The organism is Filifactor alocis ATCC 35896, from assembly GCF_000163895.2.
GTDB classification, from domain to species: domain Bacteria; phylum Bacillota; class Clostridia; order Peptostreptococcales; family Filifactoraceae; genus Filifactor; species Filifactor alocis.
In genome coordinates this window covers 1,669,646-1,686,074 of sequence record NC_016630.1, presented here as the reverse complement: position 1 = coordinate 1,686,074, position 16,429 = coordinate 1,669,646, and the positions used below count along the sequence as shown (strand labels likewise).

The 16,429-nt window shown below is 34.6% G+C and carries 15 protein-coding genes; all 15 read left to right on the top strand.

Translation table 11 applies throughout. The features are described 5' to 3' along the window. Position 1: 1 nt before the first annotated feature. A complete protein-coding gene (locus HMPREF0389_RS07535; protein ID WP_169308508.1) occupies positions 2-1,291 on the top strand; it encodes a restriction endonuclease subunit S in 1,290 nt (429 codons plus the stop codon). Positions 1,292-1,428: 137 nt separating this feature from the next. Beyond that, positions 1,429-1,581, top strand: a complete 153-nt coding sequence (locus HMPREF0389_RS09035; protein WP_156775263.1) for a hypothetical protein — start codon at positions 1,429-1,431, stop codon at positions 1,579-1,581. A 473-nt stretch (positions 1,582-2,054) separates the two neighbouring features. Further along, a complete protein-coding gene (locus HMPREF0389_RS08805) occupies positions 2,055-2,870 on the top strand; it encodes a helix-turn-helix domain-containing protein (RefSeq protein WP_014263034.1) in 816 nt (271 codons plus the stop codon). A gap of 1,028 nt (positions 2,871-3,898) precedes the next feature. After that, positions 3,899-4,588: a TetR/AcrR family transcriptional regulator gene (locus tag HMPREF0389_RS07520; protein ID WP_014263033.1), complete on the top strand. Its 690-nt coding sequence runs from the start codon at positions 3,899-3,901 to the stop codon at positions 4,586-4,588. Continuing rightward, on the top strand, positions 4,557-5,300 hold the full coding sequence (locus HMPREF0389_RS07515) for an ABC transporter ATP-binding protein (protein WP_014263032.1): 744 nt from the start codon (positions 4,557-4,559) through the stop codon (positions 5,298-5,300). Before HMPREF0389_RS07520 ends, HMPREF0389_RS07515 begins: the two co-directional genes overlap by 32 nt. Continuing rightward, a complete protein-coding gene (locus HMPREF0389_RS07510; protein ID WP_014263031.1) occupies positions 5,284-5,994 on the top strand; it encodes an ABC transporter permease in 711 nt (236 codons plus the stop codon). The genes HMPREF0389_RS07515 and HMPREF0389_RS07510 overlap by 17 nt, the downstream gene beginning before the upstream one ends. Beyond that, positions 5,994-6,206: an LPXTG cell wall anchor domain-containing protein gene (locus HMPREF0389_RS07505; RefSeq protein ID WP_014263030.1), complete on the top strand. Its 213-nt coding sequence runs from the start codon at positions 5,994-5,996 to the stop codon at positions 6,204-6,206. Before HMPREF0389_RS07510 ends, HMPREF0389_RS07505 begins: the two co-directional genes overlap by 1 nt. A 436-nt stretch (positions 6,207-6,642) precedes the next feature. Continuing rightward, positions 6,643-6,999, top strand: coding sequence for a hypothetical protein (locus tag HMPREF0389_RS07500; RefSeq protein ID WP_041250851.1), 357 nt, complete (start codon positions 6,643-6,645; stop codon positions 6,997-6,999). A 107-nt stretch (positions 7,000-7,106) separates the two neighbouring features. Then, on the top strand, positions 7,107-7,613 hold the full coding sequence (locus HMPREF0389_RS07495) for a YfbM family protein (protein WP_014263028.1): 507 nt from the start codon (positions 7,107-7,109) through the stop codon (positions 7,611-7,613). 524 nt (positions 7,614-8,137) lie between these two features. Continuing rightward, a complete protein-coding gene (locus HMPREF0389_RS07485; protein WP_014263027.1) occupies positions 8,138-9,670 on the top strand; it encodes a type I restriction-modification system subunit M in 1,533 nt (510 codons plus the stop codon). After that, positions 9,660-10,823, top strand: a complete 1,164-nt coding sequence (locus HMPREF0389_RS07480) for a restriction endonuclease subunit S (RefSeq protein WP_014263026.1) — start codon at positions 9,660-9,662, stop codon at positions 10,821-10,823. The genes HMPREF0389_RS07485 and HMPREF0389_RS07480 overlap by 11 nt, the downstream gene beginning before the upstream one ends. A gap of 40 nt (positions 10,824-10,863) precedes the next feature. Further along, complete coding sequence (locus HMPREF0389_RS07475) at positions 10,864-11,517, top strand: DUF4145 domain-containing protein (RefSeq protein WP_014263025.1); 654 nt, start codon at positions 10,864-10,866, stop codon at positions 11,515-11,517. A 5-nt stretch (positions 11,518-11,522) separates the two neighbouring features. Further along, a complete protein-coding gene (locus HMPREF0389_RS07470) occupies positions 11,523-14,666 on the top strand; it encodes a type I restriction endonuclease subunit R (RefSeq protein WP_014263024.1) in 3,144 nt (1,047 codons plus the stop codon). Between the two features lie 142 nt (positions 14,667-14,808). Further along, a complete protein-coding gene (locus tag HMPREF0389_RS07465; RefSeq protein WP_014263023.1) occupies positions 14,809-15,747 on the top strand; it encodes a hypothetical protein in 939 nt (312 codons plus the stop codon). A gap of 115 nt (positions 15,748-15,862) precedes the next feature. Next, a complete protein-coding gene (locus tag HMPREF0389_RS07460) occupies positions 15,863-16,273 on the top strand; it encodes a hypothetical protein (RefSeq protein ID WP_014263022.1) in 411 nt (136 codons plus the stop codon). Positions 16,274-16,429 lie beyond the last annotated feature (156 nt).

Sequence of the window (16,429 nt, the reverse complement as noted above, 5' to 3'; positions counted from 1 at the left end):
ATTGGGATATGTATCAGAGTTTGAGCGGGGTATTACTTTTCCTTCTTCAGCTAAAAAAAGAACATTGGATGAAAATATGATTCCGTGTATAAGAACCGCGAATGTTCAAGAAGAGTTAATGATAAATGATTTGATTTATGTAGATAAAAGTTATACTAAAAATAATAAGTCTAAATGTCTTAAAAAAAATGACATTATAATGTCATCTGCAAATTCAAAAGAATTAGTAGGAAAAACTTGTTTTGTATATCAAGTTCCATTTCCTATGACTTTTGGAGGATTTGTATTAACTATTAGAGCTAAAAAAGTGAGTAGCGAGTTTCTATTTTATATGTTAAGATTGGAATTTTTATCTGGAAACTTTATTAGAGAGTCTACTCAAACAACTAATATTGCGAATATAAATACTAAAATGCTAAGCAAATATAGTTTTCCACTTCCACCATTATTAGAACAGCAAAGGATAGTAGAGCGTATTGAAAGTCTCTTTTCAAAATTGGATGAGGCAAAAGAAAAAATTCAAATGGCATTGGACAGTTTTGAAACTCGCAAATCTGCTATTTTATACCAAGCCTTTTCCGGAGAACTAACCAAAAAATGGCGAGAAGAAAATGGGATTAGGTTAGATGATTGGGAAAAGGAAGAATTACGAGAAAGGTGTCATATCAACCCTAAAAAAATTGCTACAAAAGAATTAAGTGATAGTATAGATATAACTTTTATACCTATGGCATCAGTGTCTGATGTACTTGGACAAGTTTCAATGCCTATGATTAAAAAACTGGGCGAATATAAAAAAGGATATACAAATTTTAATCAAGGAGATGTATTGTTTGCAAAAATCACTCCATGTATGGAAAATGGAAAAATAGCTATTGTTGGAGAGTTGGAGAATAACATTGGATTTGGTTCTACGGAATTCTATGTTTTTCGATGTAAAGAGAATACTTATAATAGATTCATATATCATTTGCTACGATGGAAAAAATTTAGAGAAGAGGCAAGAAATGTTATGTCTGGAGCTGTCGGTCAGCAAAGAGTTCCAAAATCTTTTTTGGAAGAGTACAAATTATGTTTTCCATCTCTTGAAGAACAAAAAGAAATTGTACGCATTTTGTATACTATCTTTGAAAAAGAGCAGGATACTCAGGAACTCATTGATTTGATAGAAAAAATTGACTTGATGAAAAAATCCATTCTTGCAAGAGCATTTCGAGGGGAATTAGGTACGAATCTTCCTGAAGAAGAATCTGCAATCGAATTGTTGAAATCCATTTTAGAAGAGCAGTAGTGATAACGAGTTTGATGTTATAAAGCAATGCATACAAAAATCAAAACAGTATGGAACCTTGATTTGGAAACAAACATCTGCTTCATTCATGATTGCCAATCATAGATGTGAAACCTTGCAGTTACCGAAAGGTATGAATGAAATCCGGACTGATTGTGTTATTGGAAGATAACAGACTGAAGAAAGAGAGTACGAGATTTCGCGAGTATCTTTGGATTTTGATTTTGCCGGGTAAGAAAATGGAATGCCACAAAATTTATGACCTACACTTATGGACCGAAGAATCATAATGTGATAGATGATTTAGAGAGCCTCTCATCATTTTGGTGGGAGGTTTTTCTTGAGATAGAAGAGGTTGTTGCATAAGTTTTGACAAAAACTTTAGATAACAACTTTTGACAAAAATTAGTAAGAAAAATTTCCAAATACCTCTTCCCCCACATTTTGACTATTCTCCGTATAATATTCCGAGTATGCAGAATGTACAATTACTGAAAAATAATTTGGTGAATCATATAGTTCAAAGAATTCAACCAGTCAGTTCTAATAGATAATCGTATTATAATAAAGGCTCTAAGTTCAAGTATCGCTTGAATTTATCAGCTCATATTCTATCTGTACTTGCTACACACCTATCGTTTTTACAACTATGATATATGGTGTAACCATGGAATTATGATAAAATAGAGATGATAGGAGTCTCCCTACAAAACATTAAAATGACAGGTTCGTAGGTTCAGATTTCTTGGATTAGGAGGCAGAAATGAATATCGGGATGAATATACGCAGATTGAGGGAAGAAAGAGGATTTACGCAAGAAAAGCTTGCAGAAAAGCTCAATGTCTCGTTTCAGGCAGTATCTGCTTGGGAGAGAGAAGAATACAAGCCGGATCTTGATAATCTCATCAAACTTACAGAAATTTTGGATGTTTCCTTATCAGCCATTGTTGAACAACAGGAAACGAGGTTTCAAACGAGCGATGTCATCTATAACTGGGAACATATGAAAACCTATGTCAAAACTGTTGCCAAGAATTTTGAGATGACAGATACTTTGAAAGCGATAGATTTTGCAGTAGAGGCACATAAGGGACAGAAAAGGAAGAAATCAGATACGCCATACATCTATCATCCACTGAACATGGCGTGTCATGCTCTTTCTATGGGAATCAAAGAAGATACTGTGATTGCTGCAATTTTACTTCATGATGTGATAGAAGATTGTCACAAAACTGCAACTGAGCTTCCGGTTGGAGAAGAAGCAAGAGAATTGGTGGTTCTTCTTATGTACGAAAAGGTAAACGGAAAAGAACGGGATACTGTGATGGAGGCATACTATGGCGAGATTGCAAAGAATGCGAAAGCCTCCCTCATAAAGTGCATTGACAGATGCAACAACCTTACAACCATGTCATGGGGATTGAGTAGAAGCAGGATTTATCGGATGATAACAGAGACGGAAAAGTATTATCCTACACTTCTGAGATCAATAAAAGCCACATCAGAGTATCACAATGCAGCCTATTTACTACAGTATCATATGGAGAGTATGTTGGATATTTATAAGAGATTGTTATAGGGATAAAGACAGTTCAAAGAAATTGAATCAGTAATGTTTTGCGAGATGCTGGAATAAAGAAAGTGTGATGGATGAACATAGAGCGAACTTGATGTAGCTGAACCTGATGTGTTCTTTGAGACTTGATCTGTGATGATAGAGACAATAGGATAATCACATTAGTGCAAGTAACAATTATTGTTATTCACAGTAAAAAATCGGTAGAAACGGTTTTGGAAATAAAAGTAAGTCAGTACTTGTTTTCTTGTACATCATATTAGAATAAGAATATCATATTGGAAAGAGTGATTCGTAAAAGTTCAAGCAGAAACAACAGAAGAATTTTTTGGGGTTGATTGTATTTGTTGCGTCAAAAGGTGGTAGTTATAGTAAGAAAGAAATTTAGGATGCTCATAGCTTGGGAATAGAAGAACATAGATGTTGAGGTGTTAGAACTTCATAGAGAGATTAAAATAGAGAGATTAAAATAGAGAGATTAAAATAGAGTGATTAAAATAGAGCAATTTTGATAACGCACATTGTCTTAAGATGATAACATGTTAAGATAATGTGCGTTTTTATATCCGTTAGAGCGGTTAGCAAGGACGTTTTTACCAAAGATACATGGTCTTTTTTATTTTTCATGAAAAGTAACTTTATGCAAGGAAGGGAATCTGTTTGTAAAATTGAAAACTGATGGCATAGTTGAATCGCCTCAATCTCTACAAGGGTTGTTTTTGACGATTTGATGATTCTCTGTTGTTAGACTGTTATAGAGTCGGTTTGGAACTTTTTAAGTTTCTGAAATGCTCTATTTTTTTGAACAAAATATTGAGTTTCAGCATTACAAATTAAAAATAGGATACATCATATCATCCTACTAAGGTATCTATCATTGTAGTTACAACAATGATAGATAACATCTCTGAGCCAAGTATGATGCAAGAGACTGTGAGATAATAATTTATAAAAGCTCTTGACAAAATAACAGATAAAAGATATTATAAAAAAACCGAACGGTCGGAATCTAATAAGAAGGTGTATCATCTATGGCGAAAGAATATAATGCAAAGGCTACCATTGAGGCTATTTTATCCGTATCAGCGAAGCTGTTTTTACAAAAGGGATTCGATAAGACCAGCATGATGGATATTGCAACAGCTGCCGGAATATCCAAGGGGGCTATTTATCATCATTTTAAATCGAAGGATGAAATTATCAAATCTGTTATGGAGAAGCAGGAACAAAGTGTAAAGGGTACAATAGAAAACTTTATGGAAGAGACCCGATTTTTGAGTGGGAAAGAACAGTTGCAACTTATTTTGGAGAAAAATATCGAGAATCAGGAAGCACATTATTTAGATGATGCAATGAGTGTACGCATGAAAAGTGCAGAGTTTGTTCTATCCTACATGCAATCTTGTGTCAATAAGGATTCTAACTTTGTTTCAAAAATTATTAAGAAAGGAATACAAGATGGCTCTATCGTTACAGATTTTCCGGATGAATGTGCGGAAGTTTTTATGCTATTGCTCAATGTGTGGTGTGATCCGGCTGTTTTTGATTGTGATGGTGAGAAGTTATCCTCGAGACTCGGATTTTTACAATATATGATGAAGTCGATAGGCATCGATGTATTCAGTGATGAACTGATTGAAAAATCGTTGGAGCTATTGCAAAAATTATATCCAAAGGAGGATAAGACCGATGAATCATCATTTCATTATAGAAACAAATAACCTTACAAAAACTTTTGGTGGTAAGGAAGTAATTAAAGGTTGTAATATGCATGTAGAAAGAGGTACGATTTATGGTTTTTTAGGTGCGAACGGAGCGGGGAAAACAACGGTATTCAAACTTCTTTCAGGACTTCTTACACCGACTATGGGAAGATTACAAATGTTTGGAATAGATAATCTTTCAACACCGAGTGATATGTTATCACAGATTGGTACTTTGATAGAAACTCCCATTTTTTATGAACATTTGTCGGCAGCAGAAAATTTGCATATGCATCTTGCCTACATGGGCAAGGAAGGTGGGAATGTAGAGGATGTCTTGTCAAAAGTCGGATTAAAGGATATTGGTGTTCAGCCGGTATCTACTTTTTCCTTGGGGATGCGTCAGCGTTTAGCGATTGCAAGAGCAATTATCCATAAACCACAACTATTGATTCTGGATGAGCCGATTAACGGATTGGATCCTATGGGAATTAAGGAAATGAGGGACTTATTTTTGTACCTTGCAAAAACAGAGGGTATGACATTACTGATTTCCAGTCATATTTTGACAGAAATAGAGCATATTGCGGATACAATAGGGGTCATTGTCAACGGAACGATAGTGAGAGAGGTCTCAATGGATAAGGTGAAGGCAGAGTATCCATCAGGTCTGGAAGAGTATTTTATGGATATTATGATAGGGAGAAAAGAAAATGAAAACGTTGATTAGATTGGAATTAAAAAAGAATAACATCAACACTTATATTATAGCGGATATTATCATAGCGATTACGATGATTGGTTTCCTTTTTCTTTTTGCATATGCCCCTTTGATAGAGCCGAATGATAAAGACATGGTAATTTTTGCAGGATATGATAATCTTATTCCTCTATTTTGTGTTTTTAACATGGCAGTATTCTGTGTGATGTCTGCAGTGATGTATTGCAGGTTTGTTATTGAAGATTATTCGGGTAAGCGACCTATTTTACTTTTTTCCTATCCGGTCAGTCGAAAAAAGGTTGTGTTATCCAAACTTTTGATTGTGTGTGGATTTACGATTATATCAATGGTTATCTGTAACTTTATTGTTTTTTTGACATTTGGTATCACTGAAAATTTTATTCATCTTGTAGGAAACAACTTTACAGTTTCTATTATCTTGAACATTGTTGAAAATACCATATTGATGTCAGCGATAGCTGCAACTATCGGAGTGATAGCAGTAGGAATCGGATTTATCAAAAAATCAGTGCCGACAACCATTATTTCTGCAGTTCTCCTTGCTTCGTTAATGTGTAATATTGTGGTAAATGCAAACCCTAATCGAGCAGCGATGTATGTGTTAGCAGCGGCAATGGTAATGATTGGTATCTTGTGTTTGATATTTTTGATGAAAAAAATAAATAAGATGGAGGTTTTATAATGGAACAAAAAATAGAAGGAACAGTGGACAATTTTCTTGATAGTATGGCATCAGAATTATATTTGGGAAGTATATGGTTTGGATTGTTGCTAATCCTTGTTGGAGCAGTGTTGTTATTCAAAAAAAGAAATTCAAACAATAACAAATTTGTTTGTTATGCTTGTATGGTAATAGGATTTCTCGCTATTGTAAGTGGACTGATGCAGATGTAATCCACTGAAAAGGGGTTCTTGAATGAGTATCGTCTCTACATGAGACCGGACTATTTACGCTACAATACAGTATAAAAGTATGTATATCAAAAATCGAAATCACTATGCTTACAGTACGAGAAAATAATGAGAGAAGACGAATAGGGTAGTATAAGATGTTGAGAATACGAACAACAGGTCTTTTTTCAGATAAGTAATAAAACTACAGTATTCAAACAGGTTTTAGTAATACAACTGTGATATTGTGTAGATATCAAAAACTTCAAAAGACGATTCAAGGGAGAGCTGTTGTATAGAGTAAAGTGTAGACCGACACTTATTGACCAAAGATAAATAAGATGATACATTATGAAGAGAGCCATCTATTCATTTTAGGGTGGCTTTTGTAGAAATAATAAATCAATTAGATAATACTGATGAGGGGGGAAAATTATCAATGAGTTACACAATTTCTCTGTTCACCGTAGGGACAAAACAGAAAGAACAACAGTTAGGACAACCCGATTTCTTTGAAAAGGAGGAAAATCTGAAAAAATTCACACCGGACCAACAATCAGAATTGGAAAACCGTTTGTTAAAATATCAATACAAACCGGCGGGAAATCACGCTGACGGCAAACTGTTTGAACATCCTGATTTTGGAGAAGCGTTTTTGACAGACAGTGCATTGTATTTCTCAACTTCAAATGACTTTGATTGTATCTTTGAAGTAGGAATGACAGCATCTGAATTTACAGATACCGGTGAGTTTGCAAAATATGATGTGCAAGAAGGAGGCTGGGAAGAAGTATAGAACAGTTCCATGTCTATGGAGTTGAGATATATTTATTCAACCTATCCACATTTTTTGATCATTACAAAAAAAGAAAAAACTTCACAGTATACAAAAGGAAGTGAAACATGGGAATCATAGCAAACTATAACTATCTGAGTAACAAAGACTTGAAGGAGCTGAAAACCTTTTATTCAGAAAAAAATGAAGCCTTTAAGGAGACAGAAGAAGTGAATTCGGATGTCAAAATATCACTTGATTTAGATAAGATGTGGGATGTACTTCATTTTGTGCTTACAGGAACAAGCGGTAGTGAGCCTATCAAAAACAACCCTCTTAGTGAAGCGATTTTAGGTGTGACTTTCATTGAAGAAGTGGAAGAGTTTTTATCCTATACAGAAAAGGTAAGGATACAAGATATCGTATCTGCTCTCCGGCATTTCGATATCGAAACAGCGATGGAAACATTCAGTATGAAAGAATGCCAAATAGCAAACCTATATCCCGATATTTGGAATGATAAAGAAGAAACGGATGAAATAAAAGAAGAACTGACAGACTACTTTTACAAGCTGAAAGACTTCTATCAAAAAATATTAGAAGTAAATGGTAATGTAACGATTACAATTTGCTAAAATAAAAAAGCATAGGAAATATCTGGTGATTAGTGAAATGATGGAAATTTTATGATTAAGCACATAATCGAAAGATGATAATTGTGACCTCTAAACGACTAAGTTTTTGGGTTCACATCAAAAAATCTTTCAGGTATGTGCTTTTGTTATGCTTATTTTATATATGTTATATCTGTGCAGTGATTTTATGTTTGTATGAATTTCAGAGAAAAATTTGCTGTGAAAATAAGTATGACAGGGAAAATACGAAATAAAACAGAAAGAATCCTATATTTCAGCTTTGAAATAAGATATAATAATGAATGTCAGAGATAAGTATGTGGAGGCAGTGAAAGTTAACTATAAAAAACGATGACATATGTGGGCAGTCAGAAACAGGAAGAAAGAGTTGGCAGAAGTTGTAATAGTCAGTACATATACCGTTAATAAGCTCAATACAACTGAATATGTCATTGTCGAAGTTTTGGGTAAGCTTTGTCATACTTTATAATATAAGGGAATTTGAAGAGGAGGGTAAATACATAATGGCTGGAAAAAACAATGCAAATATAGGTTTTGAAAAACAAATTTGGGATGCAGCTTGTGTTCTTTGGGGGCATATTCCTGCAGCAGAATACAGAAAGGTTATCGTAGGTCTTATTTTTCTTCGTTATATATCAAGTGCCTTTGAAAAACGCTATGAGGAACTTTTAAAAGAAGGCGACGGTTTTGAAAACGATAGAGATGCATATGCAGAAGAAAATATTTTCTTTGTACCGAAAGAGGCTCGTTGGAGTAAGATTTCTTCTGCGGCACATACGCCCGAAATTGGCACAGTAATTGATGATGCAATGAGAGCTATCGAAAAAGAGAATATCACACTCAAAAATGTTTTGCCTAAAAATTATGCGAGTCCGGATTTAGACAAAAGAGTATTGGGGGAAGTTGTTGACTTATTTACTAACGAAGTAAAAATGGATGGAACAGAGGCAAGTAAGGATTTATTAGGTAGGACTTATGAGTATTGTATTGCTCAGTTCGCTGCCTATGAAGGGACAAAGGGTGGTGAATTTTATACACCTTCAAGCATCGTAAAGACAATCGTTGCTATACTGAAACCCTTCAATAATTGTCGTGTATACGATCCTTGTTGTGGCAGTGGTGGTATGTTTGTACAGAGTGAAAAATTTGTACAGGCACATAGTGATAATCGTGGGAATATTTCTGTTTATGGACAGGAATCCAATGCAGACACATGGAAGATGGCAAAAATGAATATGGCGATAAGAGGAATTGATGCTAATTTTGGTTCTTACCATGCCGATACATTTTTTAATGACATCCATAAAACATTAAAATCAGATTTCATCATGGCAAATCCCCCATTTAACCTTTCTAATTGGGGAGCTGATAAATTAAAAGAGGATGTTAGATGGAAGTATGGAACTCCACCATCAGGAAATGCAAACTATGCATGGATACAACATATGATTCACCACTTAGCAGCAAATGGTAAAATCGGATTGGTTCTTGCAAATGGAGCATTATCATCTCAATCTTCCGGAGAAGGGGAAATTCGAAAAAAGATTATAGAAGATGATTTGGTAGAAGGAATTGTAGCTTTACCAACACAGCTATTTTATAGTGTAACGATTCCCGTGACATTGTGGTTCATTACTAAAAATAAAAAACAAAAAGGAAAAACTCTATTTATTGATGCTAGAAAAATGGGATATATGGTTGATAGAAAGCATAGAGATTTTACCGAAGGGATACAAGAAGACGGAAGTCTTGGAGATATTGACTTGTTAGCTAAGACCTTTGAAGATTTTCAAAATGGAGTGTTAGAGGAAAAAAAGGGATTTTCAGCGATAGCATCAATAGAAGATATAGCAAAACAGGACTATATCTTAACTCCCGGTCGATATGTGGGAATTGAAGAACAGGAAGATGATGGAGAGCCGTTTGAAGAAAAGATGACAAGACTGACTTCAGAACTTTCCGATATGTTTAAAAAATCTCATGAATTGGAAGAGGAAATCAGAAAGAAGCTGGGGGCGATTGGGTATGAAGTGTAAGCTTGAAGAAATTTGTTCATTTCGAACAGGAAAAACGGATGTGGCTAATTTAACAACAGAAAGATACATTTCGACAGAAAATATGCTTCCGAATAAATCAGGAATAGTAAATGCTACTTCGCTTCCAATTGTTGATTTGACACAAGCATATGAAAAAGGAGATGTTCTTGTATCAAATATTCGTCCATATTTTAAGAAAATATGGAAGGCGAAAATTAATGGTGGATGTTCTAATGATGTATTAGTTTTTACTGCGAAGGAAAACACAGATAGTGATTTTCTTTACTATGTTCTTGCGAATGATGCATTCTTTGCATATGCAATGGCTACGTCAAAAGGAACGAAGATGCCAAGAGGTGATAAGAAGTCCATTATGCAATATGAAGTGCCTTGCTATGATATTGAAACACAGCAAAAAATAGCGAGCATTTTGAAGTCAATAGATGAAAAAATAGAATTAAATAATGCGATAAACAATAATTTAGAGCAGCAAGCTAAGACTTTATTTAAGTCCTGGTTCGTTGATTGTGAACCATTCAATGGCAAACAACCAGATGATTGGATTCTTGGAACAATTGATGATTTAGCAAAGGATGTTGTTTGTGGGAAGACTCCTTCTACAAAGAAAGAAGAATATTATGGAGGATATATCCCGTTTATTACAATTCCTGATATGCACAATTGTGTCTACTCATTAAATACAGCTCGATCATTGTCAACTCTTGGTGCAGAAAGTCAATCAAAAAAAACTTTACCAGTCAATAGTGTGTGTGTAAGTTGTATTGGAACAGCAGGTCTTGTTACTCTTGTACCTGTTCCCAGTCAAACTAATCAACAGATAAATTCAATTATTCCTAAAAACACTGTTTCGCCTTATTATGTTTATTTGCTTATGAAAACAATGTCTGAAATTATAAATAAACTTGGTCAAAGCGGAAGTACCATTGTAAACCTTAATAAAGCACAATTTGGAAAAATAGAAGTTATTATTCCATCGACCAAGGTAATGTTAGAATTTACTGAATTAGTTGAACCTATTTTTGAACTAATTCTTTTAAATCAAAAGGAAAACAATAGACTAAGTAATCTAAGAGATACACTTCTTCCAAAACTGATGTCCGGTGAGCTTGATGTCTCTGATATCTACCTTTAAGCCGCTAAATTATTGTTTACAAATGAAAGGATGATGATAAATGGCAAAAAACAAAATTCTAACTTGTTATTCGTGTGGTAATAGTGGCGTGATGAAACATATTGGGAATTTTAGCAATGATGAATATTTTGAAGACTATGATGAATATGGAAATGTAATATGCCATCAACTTATCGAAGAAGTAGAGTGGATTTTGTTTGAATGCCCTGTGTGTCATAATCCAGTATTGGTTAGCGACTATACTTGTCAAGGTATGCCTGATGGATATAGTGAAATAACTATTGAATATCCTAATCTGAATGTAAATTATAAGGGTGTTCCTGAATCCATAAAAAATGCATTTACAGCCGCAGTAAGAACTAAAGGCATTGATAGAGCTATATGTTTGTTATCTTTAAGAAGAACCTTAGAAATGATTTGCAAAGATAAAAGTGCCGAAGGAAAAGATTTAGAATTAAAAATTGCGGATTTAGTTAATAAGAAAATTCTTCCCGAAATGATGAATAGTGCTTGTTGGATACTTCGACAATTAGGAAATGATGCCGCTCACGCAGATGATGTTGAGTTTACAGAATTGGATGTAAAAGAATGTATTGAATTTATATCAATCATCATAAACTACTTATATTCAATGCCAATTAGAATTGATCAATTGAAAAGCAAAATCGAAGATAGAAAAACAAAAAAGGAGTGATGATTATGCCAGGATTCATAGAAGCATCTTATGAAAATTCAATAATAGAATTATTCCAAAATAATTTGGGATATGAGTATGTATATGGTCCTGATATTGAAAGGGATTTTTACAGTCCATTATATGAGGATGTTTTGGTTGATTCTCTGTATCGTTTAAATAGAGGATTGCCCGATAATGCCATTCAGGATGCTTTGTACAAACTTAGAAACTTTGAGAACGGAGAGCTTGTACAGAAAAATGCAATTTTTATGGACTATCTGCAAAATGGTATTCCTGTAAGATATTTTGTCAGTGGAGAGGAGCGTTCCTCTATCATCTATCTTGTCGATTATAAAAATGTCGAAAACAACTCCTTTATAGTTGCTAATCAATGGACTTTCATTGAAAACAGTAACAAACGTCCCGATGTAATTCTGTTCTTAAATGGTTTGCCGGTTGTATTGGTTGAACTCAAATCTCCTTCCCGTGAAGAAACGGATGCTTCAGAAGCGTATAGACAACTCCGTAACTATATGCATGAAATTCCGTCTATGTTTATATATAACGCTATTTGTGTTATGAGTGACCAGTTGATATCCAAAGCTGGTACAATTACTTCCGGAGAAGATCGCTTTATGGAGTGGAAAACAAAAGATGGGAATTATGAAAATACACAATATGCACAGTTTGATACTTTCTTTGAGGGAATGTTTCAAAAGGAAAGACTGCTTGATATCATCAAAAACTTTATTTGCTTTTCAAATGAGGGGATTAACACATTTAAAATTCTCGCCGGATACCACCAATATTTTGCGGTAAGAAAAGCGATTGAATCAACAAAACACGCTATCATTACCGATGGTAAAGGAGGTGTATTTTGGCATACACAAGGAAGCGGTAAATCGCTTTCAATGGTGTTCTATGCTCATTTATTGCAGGAAGCATTGGAGAGCCCTACTATTGTTGTACTTACTGACAGAAATGACCTTGATGACCAGCTCTATAGTCAGTTTGCAAAGTGTAAGGACTTTTTAAGGCAAGAACCGTTACAAGCAGAAAGCAGAGAAAATCTAAAAACTTTGCTTGCAGGCAGAAAAGCAAACGGCATAATCTTTACTACAATGCAGAAATTCGAGGAGTCTAACGAGCCTTTATCTGAACGTCGAAATATTATAGTTATGGCTGATGAAGCTCATAGAGGACAATATGGACTTACTGAAAAGATTAAAATTACAAAAAATGAAGATGGTGATGAAGTAGCAAAGCGTATTATTGGCACAGCAAGAATTATTCGTAATACACTTCCAAATGCTACATATATTGGATTTACCGGCACGCCTATTTCAGCAAAAGATCGTAGCACCCGTGAAGTATTTGGCGATTATATTGACATATATGATATGACGCAAGCGGTTGAAGATGGAGCAACTCGTCCGGTTTATTATGAAAGTCGTGTCATTAAGTTAAACCTTGATGAAACTACCTTGAAATTAATTGATGCTGAGTATGATTTGATGGCTCTTAATGCAGATGATGAAGTTATTGAAAAGAGCAAAAGAGAGCTTGGCCAGATGGAAGCAGTGCTTGGAAATGATAACACTATAAATTCCCTTGTTTGCGACATTATTGACCACTATGAAAATAATAGAGAGAATCTGCTTACCGGTAAGGCGATGATTGTTGCATATTCTCGTCCTATTGCCATGAAAATTTATAAGAAAATATTGAAACTTCGCCCAGCTTGGACTGAAAAAGTAGAGGTTGTGATGACTTCCGGGAACAACGATCCGGAAGAATGGCGACAAATTATTGGTAATAAACACCATAAGAATGAGCTTGCCAAGAAATTCAAAGATAACAGCAGTCTGATGAAGATTGCGATTGTTGTAGATATGTGGTTGACAGGATTTGATGTTCCGTCTCTTGCTACTATGTATGTTTATAAGCCTATGTCCGGACACAATCTTATGCAAGCAATTGCTCGTGTAAACCGTGTATTTCAAGACAAAGAAGGGGGGCTTGTTGTTGACTATGTTGGAATTGCTACCGCTCTAAAGCAAGCAATGAATGACTATACTTTGCGCGATAAAAAGAACTATGGCGATACAGATGTTGCCAAAGTTGCATATCCGAAGTTCTTGGAGAAATTATCAGTTTGCCGTGATAAGTTCCATGGATATGATTATACAAAGTTTATTAATGGTACAGATCTCGAAAGAGCGAAGACTATCAGTGGTGCCGTGAATTTTATTATGGATAGAGAAAAAGTCGATGATAAAGACTCATTCGTAAAAGAAGCTCTTATGCTTCATCAGGCGCTGTCCCTTTGTTCATCGTTAGTTGATAAAGATAGTAGATTTGAGGCAGCATTCTTTGAGGCTGTTCGAGTTCTTGTTCTCAGACTTACCAATACCGGTGTTGATAAAAAGATTTCCTTGCCGGAAATGAATGCAAGAATAAATGAACTTTTGAAACAGAGTATTAAAAGTGATGGCGTAATTAACCTTTTCTCAGATATAAAAGAAGAATTTTCTTTGTTTGACCCAAAATTTCTTCAAGAAGTTGCAAATATGAAAGAGAAGAATCTTGCAGTCGAACTATTAAAAAAATTAATCGCAGAGCAAGTATCTGTCTACCGTAGAACAAATATTGTAAAATCTGAAAAGTTCAGCGAGATTATGCAGCGTTCTCTCAATGCATATCTTAATGGGATGCTTACCAATGAAGAAGTTATAGAAGAGATGTTAAGGTTGGCAAAACAGATTGCAGCGGCACATCAAGAGGGAGATAAATTAGGACTGACTGCTGATGAACTGGCTTTTTACGATGCCTTAACAAAACCACAGGCAATCAAGGATTTTTATGAAAACGAAGAGTTGATTGCAATAACAAAAGAGTTAGCAGATACTCTACGTAAGAATAAGACGATTGATTGGCAGAAGCGTGAATCAGCGAGAGCTAAAATGCGTATGCTGATCAAGAAACTTTTGAAAAAACATAAATATCCGCCTGAAGGAATGGATGATGCAGTTCAAACTGTAATGAAACAGTGTGAACTTTGGACGGATAATTATAACTTTGAGGAAGATTATAATGTTTATTCCTATATGAATTATACCGATACATCACTGCCTTTAGTAGCAGAAGAGGAAGAGAAATATAATTGATGAAAGAATCAATTCATTCGGTTTATAAATTGGAATGATTGCCAAACCCTTTCGGACATTATCAATCATTACCAATCACTACCAAATTATTACGAACTATTACCAAATATGACAAAAGCAGTTTTGAAAGGAGAATCGTACTATGGAAAAAGTATTTTTTGAATATAGTGAGAACAGTGTTATGTTGTATGATGCTTTGAAAAACGCCAATCCGCCCAGTGATATGGTTACCATTTTCAATAAATTTCAAAAGCAACTCTATTCCTATTCAGAGTTTGAGATAAAGCATTTTAAGAAATTGCAACCTTTTGCCGAGAACAAACAATTGGTGAATTTTGTGTGTGACTTATTGAACAAGGTTTGTCCTCATTATGAGAATAAGGAGTTCTATTATATCTTGGTAGTGTTAAGCTATTCCAATGAGCAAAAAGCAATGGAGTATTTGGACTTGCTGACGGAATTTGTCATAGCAAATGAACTGAATCTCTGTCATATTTTGCTCATGATTTTCAATGAAATAGGCTCTTTGAAACTGTTGTCGAATAAGGAAAGATTAGAACAATATTTTGAAAATTTGTATCTGCAAAGTGATTATTTTGAATTTGTCAAAAGAGTGGGACTTGACACTTCCAAAATGGAGTTCCAGAAAACAGGAGGAGAGGGATATTTTCGTTTTGACCTTACCAATATGGAAGGAATCCAGTATGCATTCGAATTGGATGACGAAATGGATAAAAAAAAGTTTTGCAAACTGAGTGTTGCTGTTTTTGCTCCTAAGGGGATGAAAAGCTGTTTTGATATATCGTTGACAAGTAAAGAATTTTTGCTCTATCATCACCACAAAGATTATTGTGTATCTTCGAAAGAAGAGATAAAATTGCTGAATAAAGAAACAAATCAGTCGTTTTATATCGAAAACAGTGAGGATTTATTGGAACTGAAAAATATTGTAAAGCAGATTGAGGATGTGTTAGAAACCAAATTTGTATCTGATATCGTATCTTCTTATTTTACAAAACCTTTGAAAGGAAAGAAGGAGTTACAAAAATGGTGGGAAAAGAGTAATAGCTTATCTGAATAGAACAGGTATCGTTTGAATGGAGATAGGGATAAGATAATAACAGGCGATTCAATAAGTTGCGGTGAATTTTTTTGCAATATCGGTCGATAAGTAAGAATTTGGAGGGATTTTCGTTATGATGGAATTGGAAGAAATCATCAAAACAATGGAAAACAAGATAGAAAGTGATGATTTTGAAGTAGTTATGACAGACTGTATGGAAACTGTTGAAAGTGACTATAATGAGCTGTCTTCAGTAGAACCCTTACTTCAAATGATAGAAAGACATCCGCTTACTTCTTTCGGCAGTCCGGGACCTATCGTACATTTTGTTGAGACATTTTATAAAAAAGGATATGAGGAAAAACTAATTTCTTCTTTAAAAAGAATGCCTACTGTCCATACTGTTTGGATGTTACATCGTATCATCAACGGAACGGAACATCCGGAGCATTATTTGAGCATACTCAAGCAAATTTCAGAAGATGAAAGCTATCAAAAGGAAATCCGAGATATGGCATTGGAGTTCTTATCCATTCATGAGTAGAGTTGATGGAACAGTCAATCGTTATGTCAGGTCAGTATTAAATGGATATCATGAATTATGGTTTGTACTGAATTTGACTCTACATGACAGAATGTGTGAACAAGGTATAAAGTCGGGAAGTTAAAAAAGGTATGAAAATATACATTAGCATAGGAG